Here is a 20909-nt window from a genome sequence, read left to right on the forward strand (position 1 = left end):
GAGGTCCCCCAGGGGTCCGGGGATTCACGTCATGCGTCGTGCCCGGGCGCCCTGGCGGCGTCCGGGCCGTGCGGGACCCCGTTGCCTCCGTTGTTGCGCACCGGGGCGGGGGTGTTCCGGATGGCCACATCCTCCAGGGTGGCGAAGGTGCGGAAGGCCCACCAGGCCAGGTTGAACCACGGCGGGCGGGACACCCTGCCGGTCACGGCCACCTCCGCCGCGCCCGCCACCGCGAAGCCCATGGCCGCCAGCACGCCCAGGTCCATGCGCCCCTCGGTGGCACGCAGCAGGTCCAGGTTGACGCCCTTGAAGAACTGGCTGGCCGCGCGCGCCACGCCGCTGCCCTCCGCAAGGGCCCGCAGCAGCCTCGCCTCCTCCTCGGGGGGCTCCTCGCCGGGGCGCAGGACCTCGTCCACGCCGGTGCGCCGGCGCACCTCCTCCAGCACGCGCTCGACGCCCAGGTCCTGGGGGGCGTGGAGGCACAGCACGCTGCCGGTATAGGGCCGCACCTGGACCTCGCGCACGCCCTCCACCCGCGTGAGCGCGTCCGCCAGGGACGTGGCCTGCTTCGCGTCGTGCCGCAACCAGGGCAGCCGCAGGCGCGTGCGCCCCGGCGAGGCGTGGATGACGTGGATGACTTTCGGCATGTCCGCTCCCTAGGCCTGGGCCTCGCCCACCGGGCGCGTGCGCTCGTTGCCGCGGGCCCGGGCCTTCGCCTCGGCCAGCAGGTCCTCGAGGTCCTCCTGCTTCATGGCGGCGCGCGCGGCCACCCGGTCAACGAAACGGTAGGCCGCGGTGGCCACCTCCATGAGGAGGGGACGCAGGTGCTTGCCCAGGAGCATCGTGCCTGCTCCCGCGCCATAGCCCATGAGAAAGGATGGAAGGTCGAACTTCACGGCGTTGCCTCCGGAGGGGAAGTTGCATCAGTCATGGGCCTTGCTCCACGCGGGCAGCGCGCCCATCAGGGCCGGCAGGACGAGGCCCACGGCCAGCCCGCCGAACGTCAGGACCGTGGGCGCCGGAAGGCCCAGCACCCGCCGCAGCGGGGGGAGGGTGAGCGCCGCCACGTGCACCGCCGCGGCCCCGCCGATGAAGGCGGGGATGCGCCACTCGCCGTCCGAGGGGAGGTGGCGCCGCGCCTGCCTTGGCGCCCGGCACACGGCCGAGTAGCCCAGCTGCACCGCGGTGAGCGTCCCGAACGCCAGCGGCGGCCCGCCCAGCGCCAGCCCCAGCCCTCCGACGCCCGCCATCAGCGCTCCGTCCCGCACCACGCGCCGCACCGCCGGGCGCGTCAGCAGCGGCATCCCTGGCGGCGCGGGCGGCCGGTCGAGGACGGCCGGGTCTCCCGGCTCCATGGCCAGGGCGATTCCCGGCAGCGTGTCCGTGAGGAGGTTGATCCACAGCAGCTGCAGCGGCGTGAGCGGCTCCGAGAGCCCGAGCAGGCCCGCGCCCAGCACCAGCGTCATCTCCGAGAGGTTGGTGGCGAAGAGGAAGCGCAGCGCGCGGCGCAGGTTGTCCTGGACGATGCGGCCCTCGCCCACCGCGGACATGATGCTGCGCAGGTCCTCGCTGGCCATCACCACGTCGGCCACCGCGCGCGCCATGTCGCTGGAGCGCACGCCCACCGCCACGCCTACGTCCGCCGCCTGGAGCGCCGGGGCGTCGTTGATGCCGTCCCCCGCCATGGCGACGGTTTCGCCGTGCGCGCGCAGCGCCTTCACCAGATCCCGCTTGTCCTCCGGCGTCACGCGCGCCAGCACCGCCGTGCGCTCGAGCCTCCGCGAGAGCTCGGCGGCCGGCAGCTCGAGCATCCGCGCCAGCGCCGCCGGCGTGAGCGTGTCGCCCTCCAGCCCCACCTGCCGGGCGATGGCCTCGGCCGTGCGGGGCTGGTCTCCCGTCAGGATCACCGTGCGGATGCCCGCGCCGCGCGCCTTGCGCACCGACTCCGCCGCGCCCTCTCGCAGCGGGTCTCTCAACCCCACGAAACCGATGAAGGTATAGCCGTCCGTGGGCGCGTGTCCGCCGTCTCCGGGAAGCCTCCGCCATGCCAGCCCCAGCACCCGCAGCCCGTCCGCCGCCAGCGCGTCGTTGCGCCGCGCCAGCCGCTCCCGGATGCGCGCGTCCAGCGGCCCCTTCAGGTCCCGGTCGCACAGGGTCAGCACCTGCTCGGGAGCCCCCTTGACGAAGGCCACCGTGCCGCCCCCGGGCGCCCGGTGGATGCTCACCACGTAGTGGATGCCCTCGGAGCGCTCGAGGAGGTCGCGGCGAGGGAAGGCGCGACGCAGCGCGGCCCCGTCCAGCCCCGCTGCGTGCGCGGCGGCCACCAGCGCCTTCTCCGTCGAGCTGCCGGACACCTCCAGCTCCTTGCCGCTGCGGTGGACGTCCACGTCGCTGTTGAGCAGCGCCAGTGCCAGCGCCAGCGTGGGTGGGTCCTCCAGCACGGCGTCGGGCCTCGGGCGCAGCGAGGCCAGCTCCAGGGCCCCGTCCCCCAGGTCCAGCACTTCCAGCCGCATCTCGTTGCGGGTGAGCGTGCCCGTCTTGTCCGTGCAGATGACGGTGACGCCTCCGAGCGCTTCGGCGGCGGAGACGCGCCGCACCACCAGGCCGCGCGCGTGCAGCCGCTGCATGGCGCGCACCAGCGCGGCGGTCGCCACCAGGGGCAGGCCCTCTGGCAGCGCCGCCACGCCCAGCGCCACCGCGCCGCGCAGCACCTGGGGCCCGGAGCGGCCGTGCGCCAGCCCCACCAGGGCGGACAGCCCCGCCGCGCCCACGGAGGCCACCGCCACGCGCCGGTCGAGCTGGCCCAGCTTGCGCGTCAGCGGCGTGGCGGGCGCGGACTCCTGGGCCACCAGCTCCCGCACGCGCGCCTGCTCCGTATCCGCCCCGGTGGCCACCACCAGGGCGCGCCCATGTCCCGAAGCCACCGTGGTGCCCGCGAACAGCAGCGACGCCCGCTCCGCCAGCGGCGCCCGCGCATCCACGGGCGCGGCCTGCTTGGCCTGCGGCTCGCTCTCGCCGGTGAGGGGCGCCTCGTCCGCGGTGAGCCGGTGCGCGTCCAGCACGCGCACGTCCGCGGGCAGCACGTCCCCCGCGCGCAGCAGCACCACGTCTCCGGGCACGAGCTCCGCCACCGGCAACGTGAGGAGGACGCCGCCGCGCAGCACCTGCGCCGCGCCCGCCTCCAGCTTCTGCCAGGAGGCGAGCAGCTCCTGGTTGCGGCGCTCGATGCGGTAGCCGATGCCCGCGTTGAGCCCCACCACCGTGAGGATGGCGGTCGCCTCCACCGCGTCTCCGGCCAGCACCGAGGCCCCCGCCGAGCCCACCAGCAGCAGCGTGGGCACGGTGGCCAGTTGCGAGCCCAGCATGGACAGGCGCGAGCGCGGCTTCTCCGCCACCACCAGGTTGGGGCCGTAGTGCCTGAGCCGCCGCGCCGCCTCCTCCGAGGTGAGTCCCTGGTCCGTGCCGTCCAACCGGGCCAGCACCGCCTCCACGGTCATCGCGTGCCACGGCTCCCGGGGAGCGCTCCGCGTGCCCGGCACCGGGCGGGCGTGGTGCGGGACGGGCCAGGCGACCGGCTCGTCGGGTTCATCGCGCAGTCGGGCCAGCAGCGGGGCCTCCGGCGCGTAGCGCACCAGCAGGCGGCCGGTGCGGGGCTCCGCGCGGGCCTCCTGGATGCCGGGCCAGGTGGCGAAGGTGCGCTCCAGCCGCTCCCCGAGGACGTGGTTCCACCGCAGGCCGGGGACCTCCAGACGCAACCGCCGCGCCGCGGTCGAGTGGCGGACCACCCTCGCGGGCGCCGCCTGTCCGTCCATGAGGAACACCATCATCCGCAGCCCCCCCACGCCCCGGCATGAGAGGTGGGCGTGGCGGCCCGTCCGGACAAGGCGGCCCGGCGCGCCAGGGGACGGTGAGGAGGTGACACCCGCGCGCCGGCCGTTCCACCTCTCAACACCCTGCTCGTCCTTCAGTCCCGGGAGGCAGGACCTGGAGGGACGGGGGGCTCAGTGGTGGAGGTGCGCTGGCGTCTCCCGTGCCTTCGCCGCCCGCGAGGTCTTGCGGCTGGCGGGCTTGCGTGCGGGCCGCGTGGCGGCTCGTACCGGGGCGGCGAACGCGTGGGTCACGCCCTCCGTGCGGTAGCGCCGCACCAGCGCGTCCAGGTGTCCGCTGTCCATGGAGGTGTGCAGGGCCTCCGCGGCCCTCCGCAGCAGGTCTCGCTCGGGGGCGGACACGGTGAGGTCCGCGGCGGAGAGCTGGTTCAGCGACCACATGAGGACCTCGCGCGCCCTGGCCGGCGCCGAGCGCAGGCGCTTGAGCCACGCGGAGGCATCCTCCACGAAGCGCTCCGTGGTCTCCTGGCGCCGTGACGGGGGGAGCCGGGCGAGCTGGTGGGCGAGCACGGCGGACTCCTCCTGCCTGAGGCGGCCATCGGAGACGAAGAGGAACCAGGCGCTCTCCATCAGCAGGCTCACGGCCTCCGGGGCCACGCGGCGGATGGCGGCGTCGGCGTCCTCCAGGGCGCGGCGCAGCCGCACGTACCCCAGCACGGACCGGCCCAGCCGCCGGGTGCGCCGCCAGTTGGCCACGGAGGACGTCACCACGTTCAGGAAGGGTACGAGGTTGCGCGACACGCTCTCGCCCAACAGCTTCGACCCCAGGTCCTCGCCCAGGTCGGTCGCCTTCGCCCGCGCCAGGTGCTCCACGCGCCCCAGGCCGAGCGGGTCCTCCTCGTCCTCGGCGTGTTCTGCCTGGCCGCGGGTGATGGCGTAGAGGCGCGAGAAGTCGGAGGGGTCCTCCGGGTCGAAGCGCACCTGGAACGCGCTGGCCAGGTCACACGCCATCCGCAGGTTGATGAGGGCATTCACGACCATCTCCGTCGTGACGGCCAGCCCCGCGGCGGGGATGCCCACCACCAGCCCGGGGACACCCGCGTCCGCTGAGGCCACGGTGATTCCGGAGGTCACCGAGCCGCTCCCCGCGCCGGAGAGGAAGGCGGCCCCGCAGGCGCGCCGGATGATGGCTTCGGTGGTGTCCGCGCCCGTCCCCTTCGCGGCGGCGGCCCGGTGCAGCCGGTGCGCGTCGTAGTGCCGCAGGTAGGTGGACAGCAGCTTGGTGAACCAGCGCCCCGTGCGCAGGTCCCTGGGGGAGAGTTCGTGCGTCAGCGCCCCCACCAGCTGCCAGGAGCGCTGGAGGAGCGCCGCGCCTTCCTCGCGCTCGCGTGGAGCCAATTCCATCGTCTGCGTCATGGTTCCTCCTCGAGGACTCGCGCCAGCAGGGCCAGACCCCGCTTTCCGTGCGGCCTCGCCTCGCAAGAACCTTGGACACGCGCGCAAGCCCTGGCAGACACCGGCGCCAGGGGAGCAGCCCCTCGAAGGCCCGTAACGGCCTCGTCACCTGCTCGCTCGACAAAGTCGTCCACGCGCGGTGGTCACAACCTGAACAGATTTTCAAGGGAGCAAACGCGGGACGATTCGGCTACAGCGCGGCCATTCCCTGACACGGCTGCTCCTCTCAGCCGGTTCGAGTGCCCACGATGCATGCTCCTGCTCCTGAAGTGCCTCTCTCCTCACCGCGCCCTGCCAGCCGCGTCAAGCGGTGGGTCATCGGCGTGCTGCTGCTGGTCGCGGTCTTCGCGGGACTCGTCGCGGTCAAGGCGGGCCAGATCGTCGCGATGATCAAGGCCGGTGAAACCTTCGTGCCGCCGCCGGAGTCCGTCACCTCCGCCCAGGCGGAGTCCTTCGGCTGGCAGGGGACACGGAGCGCCGTCGGCACGGTGATCGCGCTGCGCGGCGTGACCCTGAGCGCGGAGCTGCCGGGCGTCGTCAACGACATCCGCTTCGACAGCGGCGCCTCGGTGAAGAAGGGCCAGGTGCTCGTCCAGCTGGATACCTCCAGCGAGCTGGCGCAGCTGGCCGGCGCCGAGGCCGACGCGGAGCTGTCGCGGCTGAACCGGGACCGCGCCGAGAAGCTCAACGCCCAGGGGGCCAACACCCAGTCGGACCTGGATGCCGTCCGGGCCCGGGCAACCCAGGCCGCGGCCACCGTCGCGCACCTGAAGTCCCTCATCGCGAAGAAGACCATCCGCGCGCCCTTCGAGGGCCGCGTCGGCATCCGGCAGGTGGAGCTGGGGCAGCTCGTCTCCCCGGGCAACCCCATCGTCTCCCTCCAGTCCACCAGCCCCGCGCTCGTGGAGTTCCAGCTCCCCCAGCAGGCGCTGGCCCAGGTGAAGCAGGGCCAGAAGGTGCGCCTGCGCGTCGACGTCTTCCCGGGCGAGTCCTGGGAGGGGGACCTCACCACCATCAACCCGGAGGTGGAGATGTCCTCGCGCAACGTGCGCATGCGCGCCACCGTGCCCAACGCGGACGGCCGGCTCCTGCCGGGCATGTTCGCCAGCGTGGAGGTGCTCTCCGACGCCAGCGAGCCCGTGGTCGCCATCCCCGCCACCGCCGTCCTCTTCGCGCCCTATGGCGACTCGGTGTTCACCCTCGCCGAGGGCAAGGACGCCGCGGGAAAGACGGCCCTGCTGGCGCGCCAGCAGTTCGTGCGGCTGGGTGAGCGCCGGGGTGACTACGTCGCGGTGACGTCCGGCCTCAAGCCCGGGCAGACCGTGGTCAGCAGCGGCGTCTTCAAGCTGAAGAACGGCGCGGCCGTCGTCGTGAACAACGCGCTGGCGCCTCCCGTCGAGGCCGCGCCCCAGCCGGTGAACCCGTAGGGACGCGGAGAGGCGAACCCATGAACTTCACCGACCTTTTCATCCGGCGTCCGGTCGTGGCGCTGGTCGTCAACCTCGTCATCATCATCGCGGGCCTGCAGGCCCTGCGCACCCTCAACGTGCGGCAGTACCCGCGCAGCGAGAACGCCGACATCACCGTCACCACGGTCTACGTCGGCGCCAACGCGGAGCTCGTCCGTGGCTTCATCACCACGCCGCTGGAGCGCGTCATCGCCGCGGCGGACGGCATCGACTACGTCGAGTCCACCAGCTCGCAGAACATCTCCATCATCCGTGCGCGGCTCAAGCTCAACTACGACGCCAACCGCGCCCTGAGTGAGATCAGCGCCAAGGTGGACCAGGTTCGCGGCGACCTTCCGCCCGAGTCCCAGGTCCCCGTGCTGAGCATCGAGTCCGCGGACAGCCAGTTCGCCGTCGCGTACCTCAACTTCACCTCTGACTTCCTCCAGCAGAACGAGCTGTCCGACTACCTGGTGCGCGTGGTGCAGCCCCGGCTGTCCTCGGTGGAGGGCGTGCAGCGCGCGGACATCCTCGGGGCGCGCACGTTCGCCATGCGGGTGTGGATGAAGCCGGACGCGATGGCCGCGCTCAACGTCAGCCCCATCCAGGTCCGTCAGGCGCTCACCGCCAACAACGCGCTCGCGGCCGTGGGCCAGACGAAGGGCTCGCTCGTCCAGGTGAACCTCACCGCGAACACGGGCCTGCGCTCCGTGGAGGAGTTCAAGCAGCTCATCGTCCGCAAGGACGGTGGCGCGGTGGTGCGGCTGTCGGACGTCGCGGACGTGGTGCTCGGCGCCGAGGACTACGACACCGACGTGACGCTCAACGGGAAGACGGCGGTCTTCGTCGGCATCTGGTCGCTCCCCAACGCCAACTCGCTGGACGTCATGCAGCGCATCCGCAAGGAGATGGAGTCGCTCAAGAAGGACCTGCCCGAGCAGATCCACGGCGGCGTCGCCTTCGACGGCACGGACTACATCCAGAACGCCATCGACGAGGTGGTGAGCACGCTCGGCGAGACGCTGCTCATCGTGGTCCTGGTCATCTTCCTGTTCCTGGGCTCCGTGCGCTCCATCCTGGTGCCGGTGGTGGCCATCCCGGTGTCGCTCATCGGCACGGTGTTCCTGATGCAGGTGTTCGGCTTCACGGTGAACCTGCTCACCCTGCTCGCGGTGGTGCTGTCGGTGGGCCTGGTCGTGGACGACGCCATCGTCGTGGTGGAGAACGTGGAGCGCCACCTGCGCGACGGCCTGCGCCCGGTGGACGCCGCCCTCAAGAGCGCGCGGGAGCTGGTGGGTCCCATCATCGCGATGACGCTCACGCTCGCCGCGGTGTACGCGCCCATCGCCTTCCAGGGTGGCCTCACGGGCTCGCTGTTCCGCGAGTTCGCGCTCACGCTGGCCGGCGCGGTGACCCTGTCGGGCGTGGTGGCGCTGACGCTCTCCCCGATGATGTCCTCCGTGCTCCTGAAGGCGGGCCACGAGGACAAGGGGTTCGCGGGCGTCATCAACCGCGCCTTCGCGCGCCTGCGGGCAGCGTATGCCCGCTCCCTGGACAGCTCGCTCCTCGTCCGCGGGCCCGTCTACGCGGCGTGGATCTTCCTGAGCGTGCTCGCCCTGGTGATGTTCAGCCAGTCGGCCCGGGAGCTGGCGCCGGTGGAGGACCAGGACTTCGTCATCGGCATCGTCAGCACCCCGTCCAACTCCACCCTGGATCAGCTGAAGCCGTCCGTGACCCGGACCAGCGAGTTGCTGATGGACATGCCGGAGTCCAGCTTCAACTTCCAGATCGTGCAGCCGAGCAATGGCTTCTGGGGCCTGGTGCTGAAGCCGTTCAAGGAGCGCACGCGCACCACGGCGCAGGTGCTGGCGGAGGCGCAGGCGCGGGTGAACACCCTCCCCGCGGTCCAGACGTTCGCCCTCCAGCCCCCCGCGCTGCCGGGCGGTGGCAACTTCCCGGTGGAGTTCGTCATCGCCTCCACGGCGGAGGCGGATGAGCTGCTGGGCTTCGCGCAGCAGCTCCAGGAGAAGGCGGCGCAGAGCGGGCTGTTCGCCTTCCCGCCCATCATCGACGTGAAGCTGGACCAGCCCCAGTCGGAGGTCGAGGTCGACCGTGAGAAGGTCGCGCAGCTGGGCCTGAACCTGGGGACGGTGGGCATGGACCTGGGGTCCGCCGTGGGCGGCAACTACGTCAACCGGTTCAACATCGCTGGGCGCAGCTACAAGGTCATCCCGCAGGTCCTGCGGACCTCCCGCCTCAACCCGGAGCAGCTCAAGGACATCCACGTCACGGGTCCCGACGGCAAGCTCGTGGCGCTGTCGTCCATCGCAACCCTCAAGGAGAAGGTGGCGCCCCGGTCGCTCAACCGCTTCCAGCAGCTCAATGCGGTGAAGCTCAGCGGCGTGGCCATCCGCCCGCTAGATGAGGCGCTGACCTACCTGGAGACGGAAGCCGCGAAGATCCTGCCCGCGGGCTACCGCATCGACTACACGGGCGAGTCCCGGCAGCTGCGCCTGGAGGGCGACTCGTTCGCCCCGGCGTTCGGGCTGGCGGTGGTGCTCATCTTCCTGGTGCTCGCGGCCCAGTTCAACAGCTTCAGGGATCCGCTCATCATCCTCGCCGGGTCGGTGCCGCTGGCGCTCTTCGGCGCGCTGACGACCACGTTCCTGCGGATGCCGAACCCGACGATGCCGTACTTCACGGACAGCTTCACCACCACGCTCAACATCTACTCCCAGGTGGGCCTGGTGACGCTGGTGGGGCTCATCGCGAAGAACGGCATCCTCATCGTGGACTTCGCCAACCGCCTCCAGGAGGAGGGAAGGACGAAGCTCGAGGCGGTGAAGGAGGCGGCGGCCGAACGGCTCCGTCCCATCCTGATGACGACCGTGGCCACGGTCGCGGGCCACTTCCCGCTGGTGCTGGTGTCGGGCCCGGGCGCGGCGGCGCGCAACAGCATCGGGCTCGTGCTGGTGACGGGCATGGCGCTGGGCACGCTCTTCACCCTCTACTTCGTGCCGGCCATCTACCTGCTCATCGCGAAGACGCGCACCGCGGCCGCCAGCGAAGCCGTGGCACCGCGGGAGCAGCCCGAGGTCGCCACGTAGCGGCTGCGAAGTCGCTGGGGCCCGTGGCTCACGGGTCCCAGCGCACGCGGTAGGCGCAGGCGTGGCCGTTGAAGTCGAAGGGCTCCACGCGGACGTTCTTCGCTCCGGCCTTCATCAGCCCCGCTTCGACGTGCGGGAGCATCCCTGGAATGACCCTGCAATGCACTCGCGCGCGGGGTGAAGTCCCCCGGGTCCTGCGCGGACCCGGGGGGCACTCAAGCGCTCAGTAGAGGTAGTCCAGCGCCGTGCGGTCGGAGCTGGTCCACTCGCCGGTCTCGTTGGAGCTGAAGCAGGAGTTCATCACCGAGCCGCCCCGCGAGGCCGTGGTCGGCGTCCCGGGGATGTGGATGGCGCCCACGTTGGACGCGCCTTCGTCACCGCCGGTGCCGCAGCTGATGGACCGGTCGTAGTAGTCCGTGTGGCGGAAGCCGATGGTGTGGCCAATCTCGTGGGTGATGACGTGCTCGTTCACGTCCACGCTGTAGTCCTGCAGCCCGACGCCGATGTTGATGGTGCCGTAGGGCTTGCCGCCCTTGGGGAAGCCGGACGAGCCGCCGACACCGCTGGTCGTCTTCGCGGAGATGGTCGCGGTGCAGTCGGACGCGGAGCCGCGCGCGAAGGTGATGCGCAGCCCCTGGCTGTTGTAGTTCTCGATGGCCAGGTCGAGCCCCGCGCTGAGGCGGCTGTAGCTGTTGAACTGGGCCGTGGGGACGACGCAGATCTTCGTCACGCTCGTGCCGACGAGGTTGGTCGTCCGGTACTGCTCCGCCGTCTCACCGCGGGTCTGGAGCATCTCCCGCGAGGCCTCCAGGCTCACGTGAGCATCGCGCCCCACGTACACCGCGTTGTCGACGACCATGATGTCATTCGCGGGGAAGCCCGCCTCGACCAGGTTGGAGACGATCTCCTCGTTCTCGCTCTGCGCATCGCCACCGCAGGCCGTCAGCAACGCGCCACAGCTCACCACGAGGACAGCAGCCTTCTTGAACATGTTCGATGCCCCTCTTGACGTGGATCAGCCCAGCTCCCGCCCCCGGCACGGAGCGCCGGGCGGGATTGTCGCCAGTCTAAGAGGGTTTCCATCCGCGAAGTCCAATAAAACGAGAAATTGTAGTCAGTCGGACTTAGCTCGCGAGTGCGGAAACACATGTCAATACGCGATGATGTCTCAGCGCTCCCTGCCGCGAAGACCCGTGGTTTCACGGAGAGCGTGTGACAGGCCGCGCCACTGTTCTCGAATGCCGACGCGCCCGCCGCTTGCTACGGCGCGGCGGGCGCTCGGGCCGCGACGCTCCAGCAGGCCGCGGTGAAGCGAACCTCCGCCCCGTGCACGAAGGGCTCGAAGGCGGCGCGGACCGTTTCGATGACCTGGGTGCGGGTCCGGTCGTCCAGCTCGTGAAGAACCCGGCCGAGGATGCCGAGCCGGGTGAGGTAATGGACCAGCTCCTTCTCCGGCAGCGTGCACGCGAAGTCGATGGGCTGGATGTGGATGTCCGCCCAGCCGCTCTCCTCCAGGATGTGGTGGACCCGGCTCGCGTCCGCGAAGGCGAACTGCCCCGGCGCGTCCGGCCGGCGGGCGGGGAGGTTCGGCAGGAACGGTGCCGCGGCGCGCTCGGCTGTCGTCATGAAAGGATTCTCCGAAGGACTCCGCCAGGCGATGAACCGGAGTCCGGCGCCAGCCTTCGCGGCACGCCGCAGGTTCGCGAAGGCCTGGACGGAGTCCTCGAAGAACATGACGCCGAAGCGCGACAGGATCATGTCGAAGCTCGCGGGCTCGAAGGTGTGGCGCTGCGCGTCCGCGCGGATGAAGCTTGCCGGAAGGCCCTCCCTTTCAGCGCGGGCCCGGGCGGCGGTGAGCATCGGCTCCGAGATGTCGATGCCGGTGCAGCGGCCCTCCGCGCCGAGCCGCCGGGCGAAGGCGAGGGTGGTGCTGCCCGTGCCGCAGCCGACGTCGAGCACCTGTCTCGCGGAGCCGGCGACGACCGCTTCGACGAGCAGGTCTTCCATCGGCTTGAACATCGAATCGAGCACCTCCTGCGTGTCGACCCAGGCGCGTCCGGCGGTCCCGTTCCAAAGCGCTGTCTGCTCATTCCCGGTCTGGCGAGTCTCATCCATGGTCGTCTCCTCCTGCTTGCCTTCAAGAACCGAAGGCCGCACTGTGCCAGTTCAAGTCGACTTGAGGTCAAGACGGTGAACGAACTGGACATCACGGAGGTCGCGCGGCGCTCCGGCGTTCCGGCCTCGACACTGCGGTTCTATGAAGAGAAGGGGTTGGTTGCTTCGGTGGGCAGGCGAGGTCTGCGCCGCCTGTTCGACGCTGGCGTGCTGGAGCGGCTGGCGTTGATCGCGATGGGGCGCGCCGCTGGCTTTTCGCTCGAGGAGATCGCGCTCATGTTCGCCCCGGACGGGCGGCCGCGCATCGACCGGCGGATGCTCCTGTCCAGGGCGGAGCAGCTGGACAGGACGATCCGCGAGCTGAGCGCGATGCGCGACGGCCTCCGGCACGCCGCTGCCTGTCCTGCGCCGAGCCACATGGAGTGCCCCACCTTCCGCCGGCTCCTGCGGGGCGCCGCGTCTGGCGCGAAGGGCGCGCGAAGCCGCAAGCGCCTGCCTCCCAGGTGAGCTTCGGAGGCCCACGCGGCCTGGACCCGGACGGGAGCGCGCGGCTCCCGGTCCGCGTCAGGTGTCAAAGCGGAAGGCGGTGTCCCGGGCCGAGGGCCGCTGCTCGAACTGCTGGCGGAAGCGGTTCAGCGCCACATAGGGGGCAATGGGCAACACGTCCCGGAACTCCAGGTGGGTCACGAGACAGTAGAGGGTGACCTCCAGGTAGCTCAGGTCCCGCTCGGGCGGGAGGGCGGCGAGCGCGGCGCTCGAGTGCTCCTCCAGCCACGCCATCATGTTGAGCAAGGACTTGCGCAGCTTGAGGGCATGGGTCGTCCCCTCGCCGCCGCCGGCCATCTTCTCCATGACCAGCGTCACCTCCGTCGCCATGGCTTGCAGGGTGAGCTCCTGCACGTTCGCGAGGAGCGGCACGTCCAGGTCCTCCGGCCACACCACGCGGGGCCTGGGATTGGACTGTCGCCACAGCTCCCGGGAGACATTGAGCGCGCCGAACCAGGCGCCTCGGGAAGTTTTCAGGACGGGGATCCGGAGCGCGGGGTTGCCGCCGTAGTCCGCCGGGTCGGTGGACAGCAGGTCCCGCAGCACCTGGAAGGAATGGTCGACGCGCAGCTCCGCGGCGAAGAGCCGGGCGATGCGCGTGAAGTGCGAGCTTGAACGGCCGATGATGACGGGTCTGTCGAGCGCGGACATGCGGGGCCCTCCGGTGGAAATGGCGCGGAAGGCTACCGCGCCACGCACCGAGGATGCAGCCCCCGTACCCTCTCAAGGTCGGGAGGGCCCCTGCAGGGCCGCCGCGATGATGCGCGCGGCGATGGCGGGTTGGTCACCGCCCATGTGGAGCGTGTTGACCGAGTAGACGAGGCGCCGGCGCAGGTCGCGCGTGGCGCCCATCCCGTTGTTGTAGCCGTGCCGGTCGCCGCTCTTGCCCCAGAAGAGGACGCCGTTGATTTCATAGCGGGTGAGGCCCGCGCTGTAGCTGGCGCCGGGCAGGTCCGGGACGGTGAACAGCTCCTCCAATTGCTTGCGCGGCAGCAGCCGGCCCTGGAAGAGCGCGACGAGGAAGCGGTCCAGGTCCTCGGCGGTGGAGATCATCTCTCCGGCGGCCCAGGGGACGGACTGGCTGGCTTCGGTGACGTCCACCAGGCACCGCGTGCCGTAGGGGATGGCGCCCGCCGGACACGGCCCGTCCTCGGGAGTGACCTCCTCGTAGCCATGCGCATGCCGCCCGGGGATCGTCACGTCGTTGCCGGGCACGAAGGTGTCCCGCAGGTGCAGCGGCCGGAGGATGCGCTCCCGCACCGCGTCCCCGTAGGGGCGGCCCGTCACCTGTTCGATGAGCAGGCCCGCGACGATGTAGCCGATGTTGCCGTACTCCTGCCGCGTGCCCGGGGCGAAGCGCGGGCCCGGCGGGAGCGCCAGCGAGACGAGCTCGCGGGGGCTGAAGCGCCGGAACCGGTTCTCGAAGAACCACTCCGGGGCCTTCTGCGGCACCGGCACGCCGGGCAGGCCGTGGGTGTGATTGAGCAGCTGGCGCACGGTGATGGGCGCGTAGACGCCCGCGGGCAGCAGGCGCGGCAGGTAGTCCTGGACGGGCCGGTCCAGGTCCACGCGTCCCTCGGCGGCGAGCTGCAGCACGACGGTGGCCGTGAACGTCTTCGTCATGCTGCCAATGCGGAAGTGCGCGTCCGCCGGCACCGGGGCGCCGGTGCGGACGTCGGCCACCCCGGACGTCCCCAGCCAGCGGCCGTCCGCGCCGGTCACCCGGACCAGGGCACCGGACACCTCCGCGTTGGGCAGCCCCGCGATGGCCTGCCGCAGCGCCTCGCGGTTCAGGGGCGGCAGGGGCGCGGGGTCCACCTCCAGCCCCAGTTCGCCCACCTCCAGCCCGGTTCCCACCGGAGCCTCGGGCCCGCAGGCGGGGGTCATGAAGCTCGCGAGCAATGCCATACCAACCCGCAGTCCGCGGTGCAGGACAGCCATGGGGTTCCATCTCCTGTGAGGGAAGGGGCCGGCGCTTTTTTGCGGCCGGCGGATGGAACACCGGCGTCCCCCGGCGGTGTCACCGGGCGGGTGGAGATTCAGTCCGCTGCCACGTACAGCTCGCCGTTCTGCCCGATGGCGCCCGGGGCCAGGGACCAGCCCGGGTGTTCGCTCATGAGGTAGAGCGTGCGCTTGCCCTCCGGCGAGCGCGCCGCCCCGATGAGCAGGTAGCGGCGTGTCCGCTTCGCTCCGGTGAGCGTCAGCACGTCGTGCTTCACGCTCCAGGTGCCCTGGTCGTCCTCGGAGCCGAACCTCATCGCGCCCACCTGCCCGGACGCGCCCGCGTACTTGTATTGAAATGCGTGATTGGCGCCGAAGGTGTAGTCGATGCTGTAGGAGACCGCCGTCATGGTGGTGCTCCCGGTATAGGTGTTGACCCACTGGGCTCCGGTGCTGGTGCCGTAGATGAAGTGGCCCACCACCTCCGCGTCGTCCACCAGCGGCAGGCCCACGGGGCTCCCTCGCACGCCCTTCAGCGCTTCCTCCACCCGGGTGTAGGACGTGTTCCAGGAGAACGAGGCCGACATTTCCTCGCCCGCACTGCCCGGCGGGCTCATGAAGCTCTGGATGAACACCAGCGGCTCCAGCCGGTCGCCCGCCTCCACCAGGTAGAGGCTCACGCGGAAGGTCCGGCCGTTGTTCTTCGCGCGCACCACCGCCGCGGTGAAGAAGGCGCGGGCGCCGTTGGCCACGAAGCGCCGCATCACCAGCGGGTTCGGCTTCACGTCGTTCCAGTCCGCGCCCACGCGTTCCTGCCACAGCCGCGCGACCTTGCCCTCGGCGTCGTCGAGCCCGGGCACGGCCGGCAGCCGGAGCGCCTCCACGCCCAGGGTGTCACCCCGCTCGTCCCACTCGAGGATGAACCGTCCGTCCTGCTGGGTCTTCCAACCCTGGGGCGCGTCGAACGCGAAGCCGCCGGGCTCCCCCGGGCTGCCGCCGTGCGCCCTGTTCGCGGCGGCGGGAGTCCCGGGGGTGTCGCTGTCTCCGGCGAAGAGGCCCAGGGCCATGAGCCCCAGGGTGCCGGTGCAGCAGAACGCGCAGGCGCCTCCGACCGCGAGGAGGATCCAGACGAGGGGGCTCTTGGGACGGGCCATGGTGGGGTGCCTGTGAGGAGGTCTCAGCCGCGAGGGACGTCCCGGCGGATGCGCCGGTCATCCCTGGTACGCGCGCCGGGGCCAATCTTCCCGCCCCCACCCCCAGAAACGACATGGCGGCCCTCCCCGGTGGAGCTCGCAGGCGTCAGCGGCCCGCGCGCCGCAGGACGGCGGGCGTGAGGCCCGTCAGCCGGCGGAACACCGTGGTGAAGTGACTCTGTGAGCTGAAGCCGACCTCCAGCGCGATGTCTCCGAGGGAGCGGGTCGTGTGGCTCAACAGGCCGCGCGCCCGCTCCACCCTCCGCTGCTGCACGTAGGCATGCGGTGTCATGCCCATGGACTGGCGGAAGGCGCGGGTGAAATAGAACACGCTCAGGCCCGAGCGCTGGGCCAGCTCCCCCACGCGGATCCTCCGCGCGAGGTGCGCTTCGATGAAGAGCCTCACGCGATGGAGCGCGGCGGCGGAGAGGCCACCGCGCCGCCGCGCGGCCCGTGTGCCTCCTGGCTGCTGGAGCAGCTTCGACACGCGGGCGGCATGGCGGTCCTGCGACGCCCGCGCCTCGCTCAGGAAGCGGGCGATGACCTTCAGCTCCGCGTCCGGCAGGGGTGACATCAATTGCAGGCCATCCGCCTGGAGGGGGCCCCACAGGGTCTCAATCCATTCGCGCGCGTGCCCGGTGAGCGCGAGCCGTCTGCCATTCCCGGTGCCTTCCCGCTGGACGTAGCCGGCGAGCTCCAGCCGCTCCACGTCGGCGCCTCGCGCGACCGCGCTCAGGGGCGCGGGGCCTCCGAAGTGCAGCTGCGCCAGGCAGGTCAGCTCCGCGCGGCCGAGCGCGAGCACCGCTCCCACGGCCGCGTCGAACTCCGCGGAGGCATCCTGGAAGCGGACGATGTCGGCGCCAATCTGGGCGAGGAGGGAGTGCCGGGGCGTCATGGAGGAACACCGCAAGTTCGAGAAAAACAGCACAAGGGCACGAAAGACGCTCGCGCGCCCGGGACGCATGCTGCCCCCATGATGAACCTGAAGCCCTCCGCGGCGGAAATCCTGTTGTGGCTCTTCGTGCTGAACCTCGGCGTCGCGTTCGGTGCGGGGCTCTATGAGCACCGCATCTCGCTGCCCCGCTGGCTCGACGCCACGGGCGCGCACTGGTCCGCGGAGGCGGCGCGACAGGATGACGTGGGGCGGCGCTTCTGGGGGCTGGTGAATACGGGACCGCTGACGCTGCTCACCCTGGCGAGCCTCTACTTCGCCACGCAGGCCACGGGGCCGCTGCGCGCCTGGTGGCTCGGGGCCGCGCTGGTGGCGCTCGTGGACCGGCTCCTGACCTTCGCGTACTTCATCCCCACGATGGTCCGGCTGATGCAGTCCGTTGACTCTCCGGCCGCCGTGGAGACCGCGATGCGGTGGGCGCGGATGAACCACCTGCGCCATGCGCTCGCGGCGGGGGCGTGGTTCGCGGCCCTTCAAGCCCTGTCATGGCTGCGCGTGAAGGGCGGCGCGTGACTACGCCTTGTCCGGGAGGGTGTACTGGAAGTCGTAGGAGTGCTTCCCGCCCGGGGCGATGTCGATGGTCATGGAGCCGGCGAGCCCCGTGAGCTCGCCGGTTCCGGAGTCCGGCACCACGGAGATGACGAGGTGGGGCGCACCGCGCGTCATCACCCCGAAGTGCTGGAGCGCGAAGGTGCCGCTCCGGCCGTCCAGCGTCCCGCTGACGCGCTCCATCGCGACGTACCCCGCGGACCCCTCCACCGCCGTCCGCACCGCGAGCATCTGCCCCTGGCTCGTGGCCTCCAGCGCTCCATGAAAGCGCTTGTCGAGCGCCATCCGGCCCGGAGCCCCCTCCACCACTCCGGCCTCCGGTGCCATGGGGGTGAGCTTGACGTCGAAAGGGCCGTTCGCGCGCTTCGTCATGGGTGCCTGCTCCCTTGCTGGATGGGCGGACACATACGCCCGGAGCCCGCCCCTGGATTGCAAAAACGCGTCAGCCCCGGGGGGCCTTAGGACTCGCTTAAGACCTTTGCCCTACCGTCACGGTCACTCCAAGGGGGCATGCACTTGAGCGACGACGAACGGAACCACCACCACGGACTCCAGCAGGACCTGCGGGTCCTGGCGAAGCGCACGGACCGGCGGGAGCTGCTGCGCTGGATGGCCTTCACCAGCCTCATCCCCATCATCGGCTGCGGTGGGACTGACTCCAGCGGCGGCAGCGGTGACACGTCGGGCTGTGCGAGGATTCCGGAGGAGACGGCCGGCCCCTATCCCGGCGACGGCTCCAACGGGGCCAACGCCCTGGTGCTGTCGGGCATCGTCCGCGGCGACATCCGCTCCAGCATCGCGGGCGCGAGCGGCGTCGCGGCGGGCATCCCGCTCACCATCACCCTCACGCTGGTCGCCAGCGACGGCAGCTGCACGCCGCTGCGCGGCTACGCCATCTACCTGTGGCACTGCGACCAGGCGGGGCGGTACTCCATGTACTCGTCGGGCGTCACCAGCGAGAACTACCTGCGCGGGGTGCAGGTGACGGATGAAGAGGGCAAGGTGACCTTCACCAGCATCTTCCCCGCCTGCTACAGCGGCCGCTGGCCGCACATCCACTTCGAAATCTACCCCTCGGTGGAGGCGACCTCCTCCTCGCGCAACAAGGTGGCCACGTCCCAGCTGGCCCTGCCGGAGGACAGCTGCGACGCGGTCTACGCCACGTCTGGCTATTCGCAGAGCGTCCGCAACCTGGGCCAGGTCTCCCTCTCCAGCGACAACGTGTTCAGCGACGGCGCGTCCACCCAGCTGGCGACCGTGACGGGCAACACCACGGACGGCTATGCCGCCTCCCTGGTGGTGGGCATCCAGGTCTGACGCGCCGGCGGCGGGCCCGCCTGCCCGCCCGTGCTCCGTCCTGGAGGGATGGCAACCCTCCGGGGCGTGATGCATCTTCAGGGGGCCGCGGTCCCTCTCCCTGAACAGGAGCCCTGCCGATGTTCCAGCCTCCGAAGGACACCACCTCGAAGAAGCACCGGGGTGGCTACATCCAGCAGACGAAGGACTACGAGAAGATCCGCAAGTCCACGAAGGTGACGGGCAAGCGCATCGGCGGGGCGCTGCGGGCGGAGTTCGCCCGGCAGCAGAAGCGCCGCGACTCGCGCTGACGCGTCACTTCGCCTTGGCGGGCGCGAAGTCGAAGGGCTTGTCCTGGGCGATGAGCACCACGCACTCGGCGTCCGCCGCGCACTGGTTGCGGTGCACCACCTTGCCGGGCTGGTCCCAGGTGCTGCCCGCCTCCACGGCGCCGGCCTCCGCGGCGCCCTCGCTGGTGTTCGTCATGCGGCCCTTCACCAGCACGCCGTGGTAGTCGGCGGAGTGGGTGTGCGGCCCGGAGTCGAACCCGGCGGGGAACTTCATCAGCAGGGCGTACGGGCCCTTCTTCATGTCGCCCCAGAGGACGTGCACGGACGGGCCGCCGGGCATCATCTGCGTCCAGGTGAGCTTGTCATAGGCGGTCTGCTGGAACGCGGCGGACTCCTTGCCCTTGGCGGCGGCGAAGGTGAACGCGGACACGACGGCGACGGCGGCGACGAGCTTGGGCAGGGTCTTCACGGTGGGACTCCTCGGTGGAAGGAAACGCCCGGGAGGATGGCCGCGAGGCGGGTCTGCGAAAATGCCCGTTTGCGCAGAGCACCTCTGCGAGAATGCAGGCCATGCCCGAATGGAGCGACCTGCGGCACTTCCTGGCCATCGCGAGGGAGGGCAACCTCTCCGCGGCGGCGCGGCGGTTGAAGGTGGACCAGACCACCGTGGGCCGGCGCCTGGCCGTGCTGGAGAAGGAGCTGGGAGCGCGCCTCTTCGACCGGACCCCCACGGGCCTGCGGCCCACGGCGGTGGCGCTGCGCATCCTGCCCGCCGCGGAGGCCGTGGAGGCGGAGGCGCTGCGGGTGGAGCGGCTCGCCAGCGGCGAGGACCTGCGCCCCTCCGGGCCGGTGACGGTCACCGCGACGGACTCGTTCCTGGTCCACAACGTGATGCCGTGGCTGGCGGGCTTCCAGGCGCGGCATCCTGAAATCGAGTTGCAGCTGCTCTCCGGCTACGAAGCCCTGTCGCTCGTGCGGCGCGAGGCGGACGTCGCCATCCGCCTGGTCCGGCCACAGGAGGCGTCGCTGCGGGCCCGGAAGGTGGCTGCCATTGGGGTCGTGCCCTTCGCGTCGAAGGCATACCTCGCCCGCCGGGGGCCGGTGCGCTGGGACGCCGGGCTCCAGGGGCACGCGGTGGTGGGCTACGCGCAGGACTCGCGGCGCTGGCCGGAGTCGAAGTGGCTGGACGTGCACGCGGCGAAGGCCACCGTCGCGGTGCGGCTCACGTCCATCCTGGGGCTGCTCCAGGCAGCGCGTGAAGGCCTGGGCGTGGCGCTCCTGCCGGCGTACTTCGGGCACCTGCACGCGGAGTTGGTCCCGCTGCGGGACGCGCTGCCGGAATTGGAGCGGACCGTGTGGCTGGTGTTCCACGAGGACCTGGCCCACAACGCGCGGGTGCGCGCGGTGGTGGACTTCCTGGCGGAGACCATCGGGGCGCAGGCGGAGGCGCTCGCGAGGCCTCCCTCCAGGCCCCGGAAGAAGCGCGCGCGGTGAGGACGTCCCGCCCCGCCGCGCGTCAGGGACTCACGGCTCCGAGACGATGACGGTGAAGCCCTTGGGCGTGCTGGAGGTATCCACCACGTGCGCCTGGGCCGTCGCCGTCCAGACCACCTCCACCTTGCCGGCCGCGGCGTTGGGTTCCAGCATCAGCTCCAGGTTCGTGGTCCATTCGCAGCTCGAACCCAGCCGGCAGTCGCGGCCGAGGTACGTCTGGACTTCGGTCGTCACCGGCTGTCCGGCCACCAGCGCGACGCCAGCCTCAGGCCCGGAGAAGTCCGACTCGCCCTCGACCAACACGGCGCGCAGCCGGGGGGCCGCTGTCTGGCTGGAGTCCGCGGGCGTCCACGTGGCCGACACCAGGACCTTCACCTCCGCCTCGACGACCTTGTCGGGAGACTTCGTGGCCGTGGCCCGCACGACGAGCGGGATGCGGGTCTTGGGCGCTTCCGTCGTGAGGGTCACCGTCGCGCCCGTGTACGGCTCCGAGAGCACGTCATCGGAGACGGCCTGTGACGTCGCGACGACGCTGACGCAGGCGACGAGGAGGGCCAGCCGGGAGGCCCAGTGACGCAAGCGGGAGTTCGGAGTGGTTTCGAGGTGGTGGGGCATGGTGGCTGCCGACTGAGCAAGCCCGATGCCATGACTTCACAGAGGGAGACATTCCCGGGGCACACCGGCCGTCAATCCCAA

The 20909-nt window shown here is 71.2% G+C and carries 21 protein-coding genes; 7 read left to right on the top strand and 14 right to left on the bottom strand.

All coding sequences use genetic code 11. The features are described 5' to 3' along the window. Nucleotides 1-29: 29 nt before the first annotated feature. The 4 genes from AABA78_RS13135 to AABA78_RS13150 all read right to left on the bottom strand — a co-directional run bounded on the left by AABA78_RS13135 (nt 30) and on the right by AABA78_RS13150 (nt 5243). Nucleotides 30-647, bottom strand: a complete 618-nt coding sequence (locus AABA78_RS13135; RefSeq protein ID WP_338263317.1) for an HMA2 domain-containing protein — start codon at nt 645-647, stop codon at nt 30-32. Between the two features lie 9 nt (nt 648-656). Continuing rightward, the gene (locus AABA78_RS13140; protein ID WP_338263319.1) at nt 657-896 is read right to left on the bottom strand and encodes a hypothetical protein; all 240 of its coding nucleotides are present in this window, start codon (nt 894-896) and stop codon (nt 657-659) included. 27 nt (nt 897-923) lie between these two features. Next, nucleotides 924-3827 (bottom strand): cation-translocating P-type ATPase, encoded by a 2904-nt coding sequence (locus AABA78_RS13145; RefSeq protein WP_338263320.1) that lies wholly within the window; start codon nt 3825-3827, stop codon nt 924-926. Nucleotides 3828-4001: 174 nt separating this feature from the next. Then, complete coding sequence (locus AABA78_RS13150) at nt 4002-5243, bottom strand: hypothetical protein (protein ID WP_338263321.1); 1242 nt, start codon at nt 5241-5243, stop codon at nt 4002-4004. A gap of 287 nt (nt 5244-5530) precedes the next feature. Here AABA78_RS13150 and AABA78_RS13155 point away from each other — a divergent pair, with 287 nt between their 5' ends. Continuing rightward, nucleotides 5531-6709: an efflux RND transporter periplasmic adaptor subunit gene (locus tag AABA78_RS13155; protein ID WP_338263322.1), complete on the top strand. Its 1179-nt coding sequence runs from the start codon at nt 5531-5533 to the stop codon at nt 6707-6709. A gap of 20 nt (nt 6710-6729) precedes the next feature. Beyond that, on the top strand, nt 6730-9837 hold the full coding sequence (locus tag AABA78_RS13160) for an efflux RND transporter permease subunit (RefSeq protein WP_338263323.1): 3108 nt from the start codon (nt 6730-6732) through the stop codon (nt 9835-9837). 28 nt (nt 9838-9865) lie between these two features. Here the strand turns inward: AABA78_RS13160 and AABA78_RS13165 are convergent, their stop codons facing one another. The 3 genes from AABA78_RS13165 to AABA78_RS13175 form a co-directional block, all read right to left on the bottom strand. Further along, the gene (locus tag AABA78_RS13165) at nt 9866-9979 is read right to left on the bottom strand and encodes a DUF2378 family protein (protein ID WP_338263324.1); all 114 of its coding nucleotides are present in this window, start codon (nt 9977-9979) and stop codon (nt 9866-9868) included. An 81-nt stretch (nt 9980-10060) separates the two neighbouring features. Further along, nucleotides 10061-10828 (bottom strand): zinc-dependent metalloprotease, encoded by a 768-nt coding sequence (locus tag AABA78_RS13170; protein WP_338263325.1) that lies wholly within the window; start codon nt 10826-10828, stop codon nt 10061-10063. 269 nt (nt 10829-11097) lie between these two features. Beyond that, a complete protein-coding gene (locus tag AABA78_RS13175; protein WP_338263327.1) occupies nt 11098-11952 on the bottom strand; it encodes a class I SAM-dependent methyltransferase in 855 nt (284 codons plus the stop codon). A gap of 75 nt (nt 11953-12027) precedes the next feature. Here AABA78_RS13175 and AABA78_RS13180 point away from each other — a divergent pair, with 75 nt between their 5' ends. After that, entirely contained in the window at nt 12028-12459 is a 432-nt protein-coding gene (locus AABA78_RS13180; RefSeq protein ID WP_338263328.1) for a helix-turn-helix domain-containing protein, read from the top strand. Nucleotides 12460-12516: 57 nt separating this feature from the next. Here the strand turns inward: AABA78_RS13180 and AABA78_RS13185 are convergent, their stop codons facing one another. The 4 genes from AABA78_RS13185 to AABA78_RS13200 all read right to left on the bottom strand — a co-directional run bounded on the left by AABA78_RS13185 (nt 12517) and on the right by AABA78_RS13200 (nt 16527). Beyond that, a complete protein-coding gene (locus tag AABA78_RS13185; protein WP_338263329.1) occupies nt 12517-13149 on the bottom strand; it encodes a glutathione S-transferase N-terminal domain-containing protein in 633 nt (210 codons plus the stop codon). 72 nt (nt 13150-13221) lie between these two features. Beyond that, a complete protein-coding gene (locus tag AABA78_RS13190) occupies nt 13222-14439 on the bottom strand; it encodes a serine hydrolase domain-containing protein (protein WP_338263330.1) in 1218 nt (405 codons plus the stop codon). Nucleotides 14440-14537: 98 nt separating this feature from the next. Beyond that, the gene (locus AABA78_RS13195; RefSeq protein WP_338263331.1) at nt 14538-15593 is read right to left on the bottom strand and encodes a lipocalin-like domain-containing protein; all 1056 of its coding nucleotides are present in this window, start codon (nt 15591-15593) and stop codon (nt 14538-14540) included. A gap of 145 nt (nt 15594-15738) precedes the next feature. Next, on the bottom strand, nt 15739-16527 hold the full coding sequence (locus AABA78_RS13200) for a helix-turn-helix domain-containing protein (RefSeq protein WP_338263332.1): 789 nt from the start codon (nt 16525-16527) through the stop codon (nt 15739-15741). A 78-nt stretch (nt 16528-16605) separates the two neighbouring features. Between AABA78_RS13200 and AABA78_RS13205 the strand changes: the two genes are divergently transcribed. Next, entirely contained in the window at nt 16606-17097 is a 492-nt protein-coding gene (locus AABA78_RS13205) for an anthrone oxygenase family protein (RefSeq protein ID WP_338263334.1), read from the top strand. Here AABA78_RS13205 and AABA78_RS13210 read toward each other — a convergent pair whose 3' ends face one another. Further along, nucleotides 17098-17505 carry a DUF3224 domain-containing protein gene (locus AABA78_RS13210; RefSeq protein ID WP_120523420.1) on the bottom strand — a complete coding sequence of 136 codons (408 nt, stop codon included), beginning with the start codon at nt 17503-17505 and terminating at the stop codon, nt 17098-17100. 138 nt (nt 17506-17643) lie between these two features. On the opposite strand from AABA78_RS13210, the gene AABA78_RS13215 reads away from it, so the two are divergent. Beyond that, the gene (locus tag AABA78_RS13215; protein ID WP_338263335.1) at nt 17644-18450 is read left to right on the top strand and encodes an intradiol ring-cleavage dioxygenase; all 807 of its coding nucleotides are present in this window, start codon (nt 17644-17646) and stop codon (nt 18448-18450) included. Nucleotides 18451-18569: 119 nt separating this feature from the next. Further along, complete coding sequence (locus AABA78_RS13220) at nt 18570-18740, top strand: hypothetical protein (protein ID WP_158616851.1); 171 nt, start codon at nt 18570-18572, stop codon at nt 18738-18740. 4 nt (nt 18741-18744) lie between these two features. Here the strand turns inward: AABA78_RS13220 and AABA78_RS13225 are convergent, their stop codons facing one another. After that, nucleotides 18745-19188, bottom strand: a complete 444-nt coding sequence (locus AABA78_RS13225) for a DUF4437 domain-containing protein (protein ID WP_338263337.1) — start codon at nt 19186-19188, stop codon at nt 18745-18747. Nucleotides 19189-19289: 101 nt separating this feature from the next. Here AABA78_RS13225 and AABA78_RS13230 point away from each other — a divergent pair, with 101 nt between their 5' ends. Beyond that, nucleotides 19290-20213, top strand: a complete 924-nt coding sequence (locus AABA78_RS13230) for a LysR family transcriptional regulator (protein WP_338263338.1) — start codon at nt 19290-19292, stop codon at nt 20211-20213. Nucleotides 20214-20243: 30 nt separating this feature from the next. Here AABA78_RS13230 and AABA78_RS13235 read toward each other — a convergent pair whose 3' ends face one another. Then, nucleotides 20244-20828 carry a hypothetical protein gene (locus tag AABA78_RS13235; protein WP_338263339.1) on the bottom strand — a complete coding sequence of 195 codons (585 nt, stop codon included), beginning with the start codon at nt 20826-20828 and terminating at the stop codon, nt 20244-20246. Nucleotides 20829-20909 lie beyond the last annotated feature (81 nt).

It is taken from the genome of Corallococcus caeni (genome assembly GCF_036245865.1).
Lineage (GTDB): Bacteria > Myxococcota > Myxococcia > Myxococcales > Myxococcaceae > Corallococcus > Corallococcus caeni.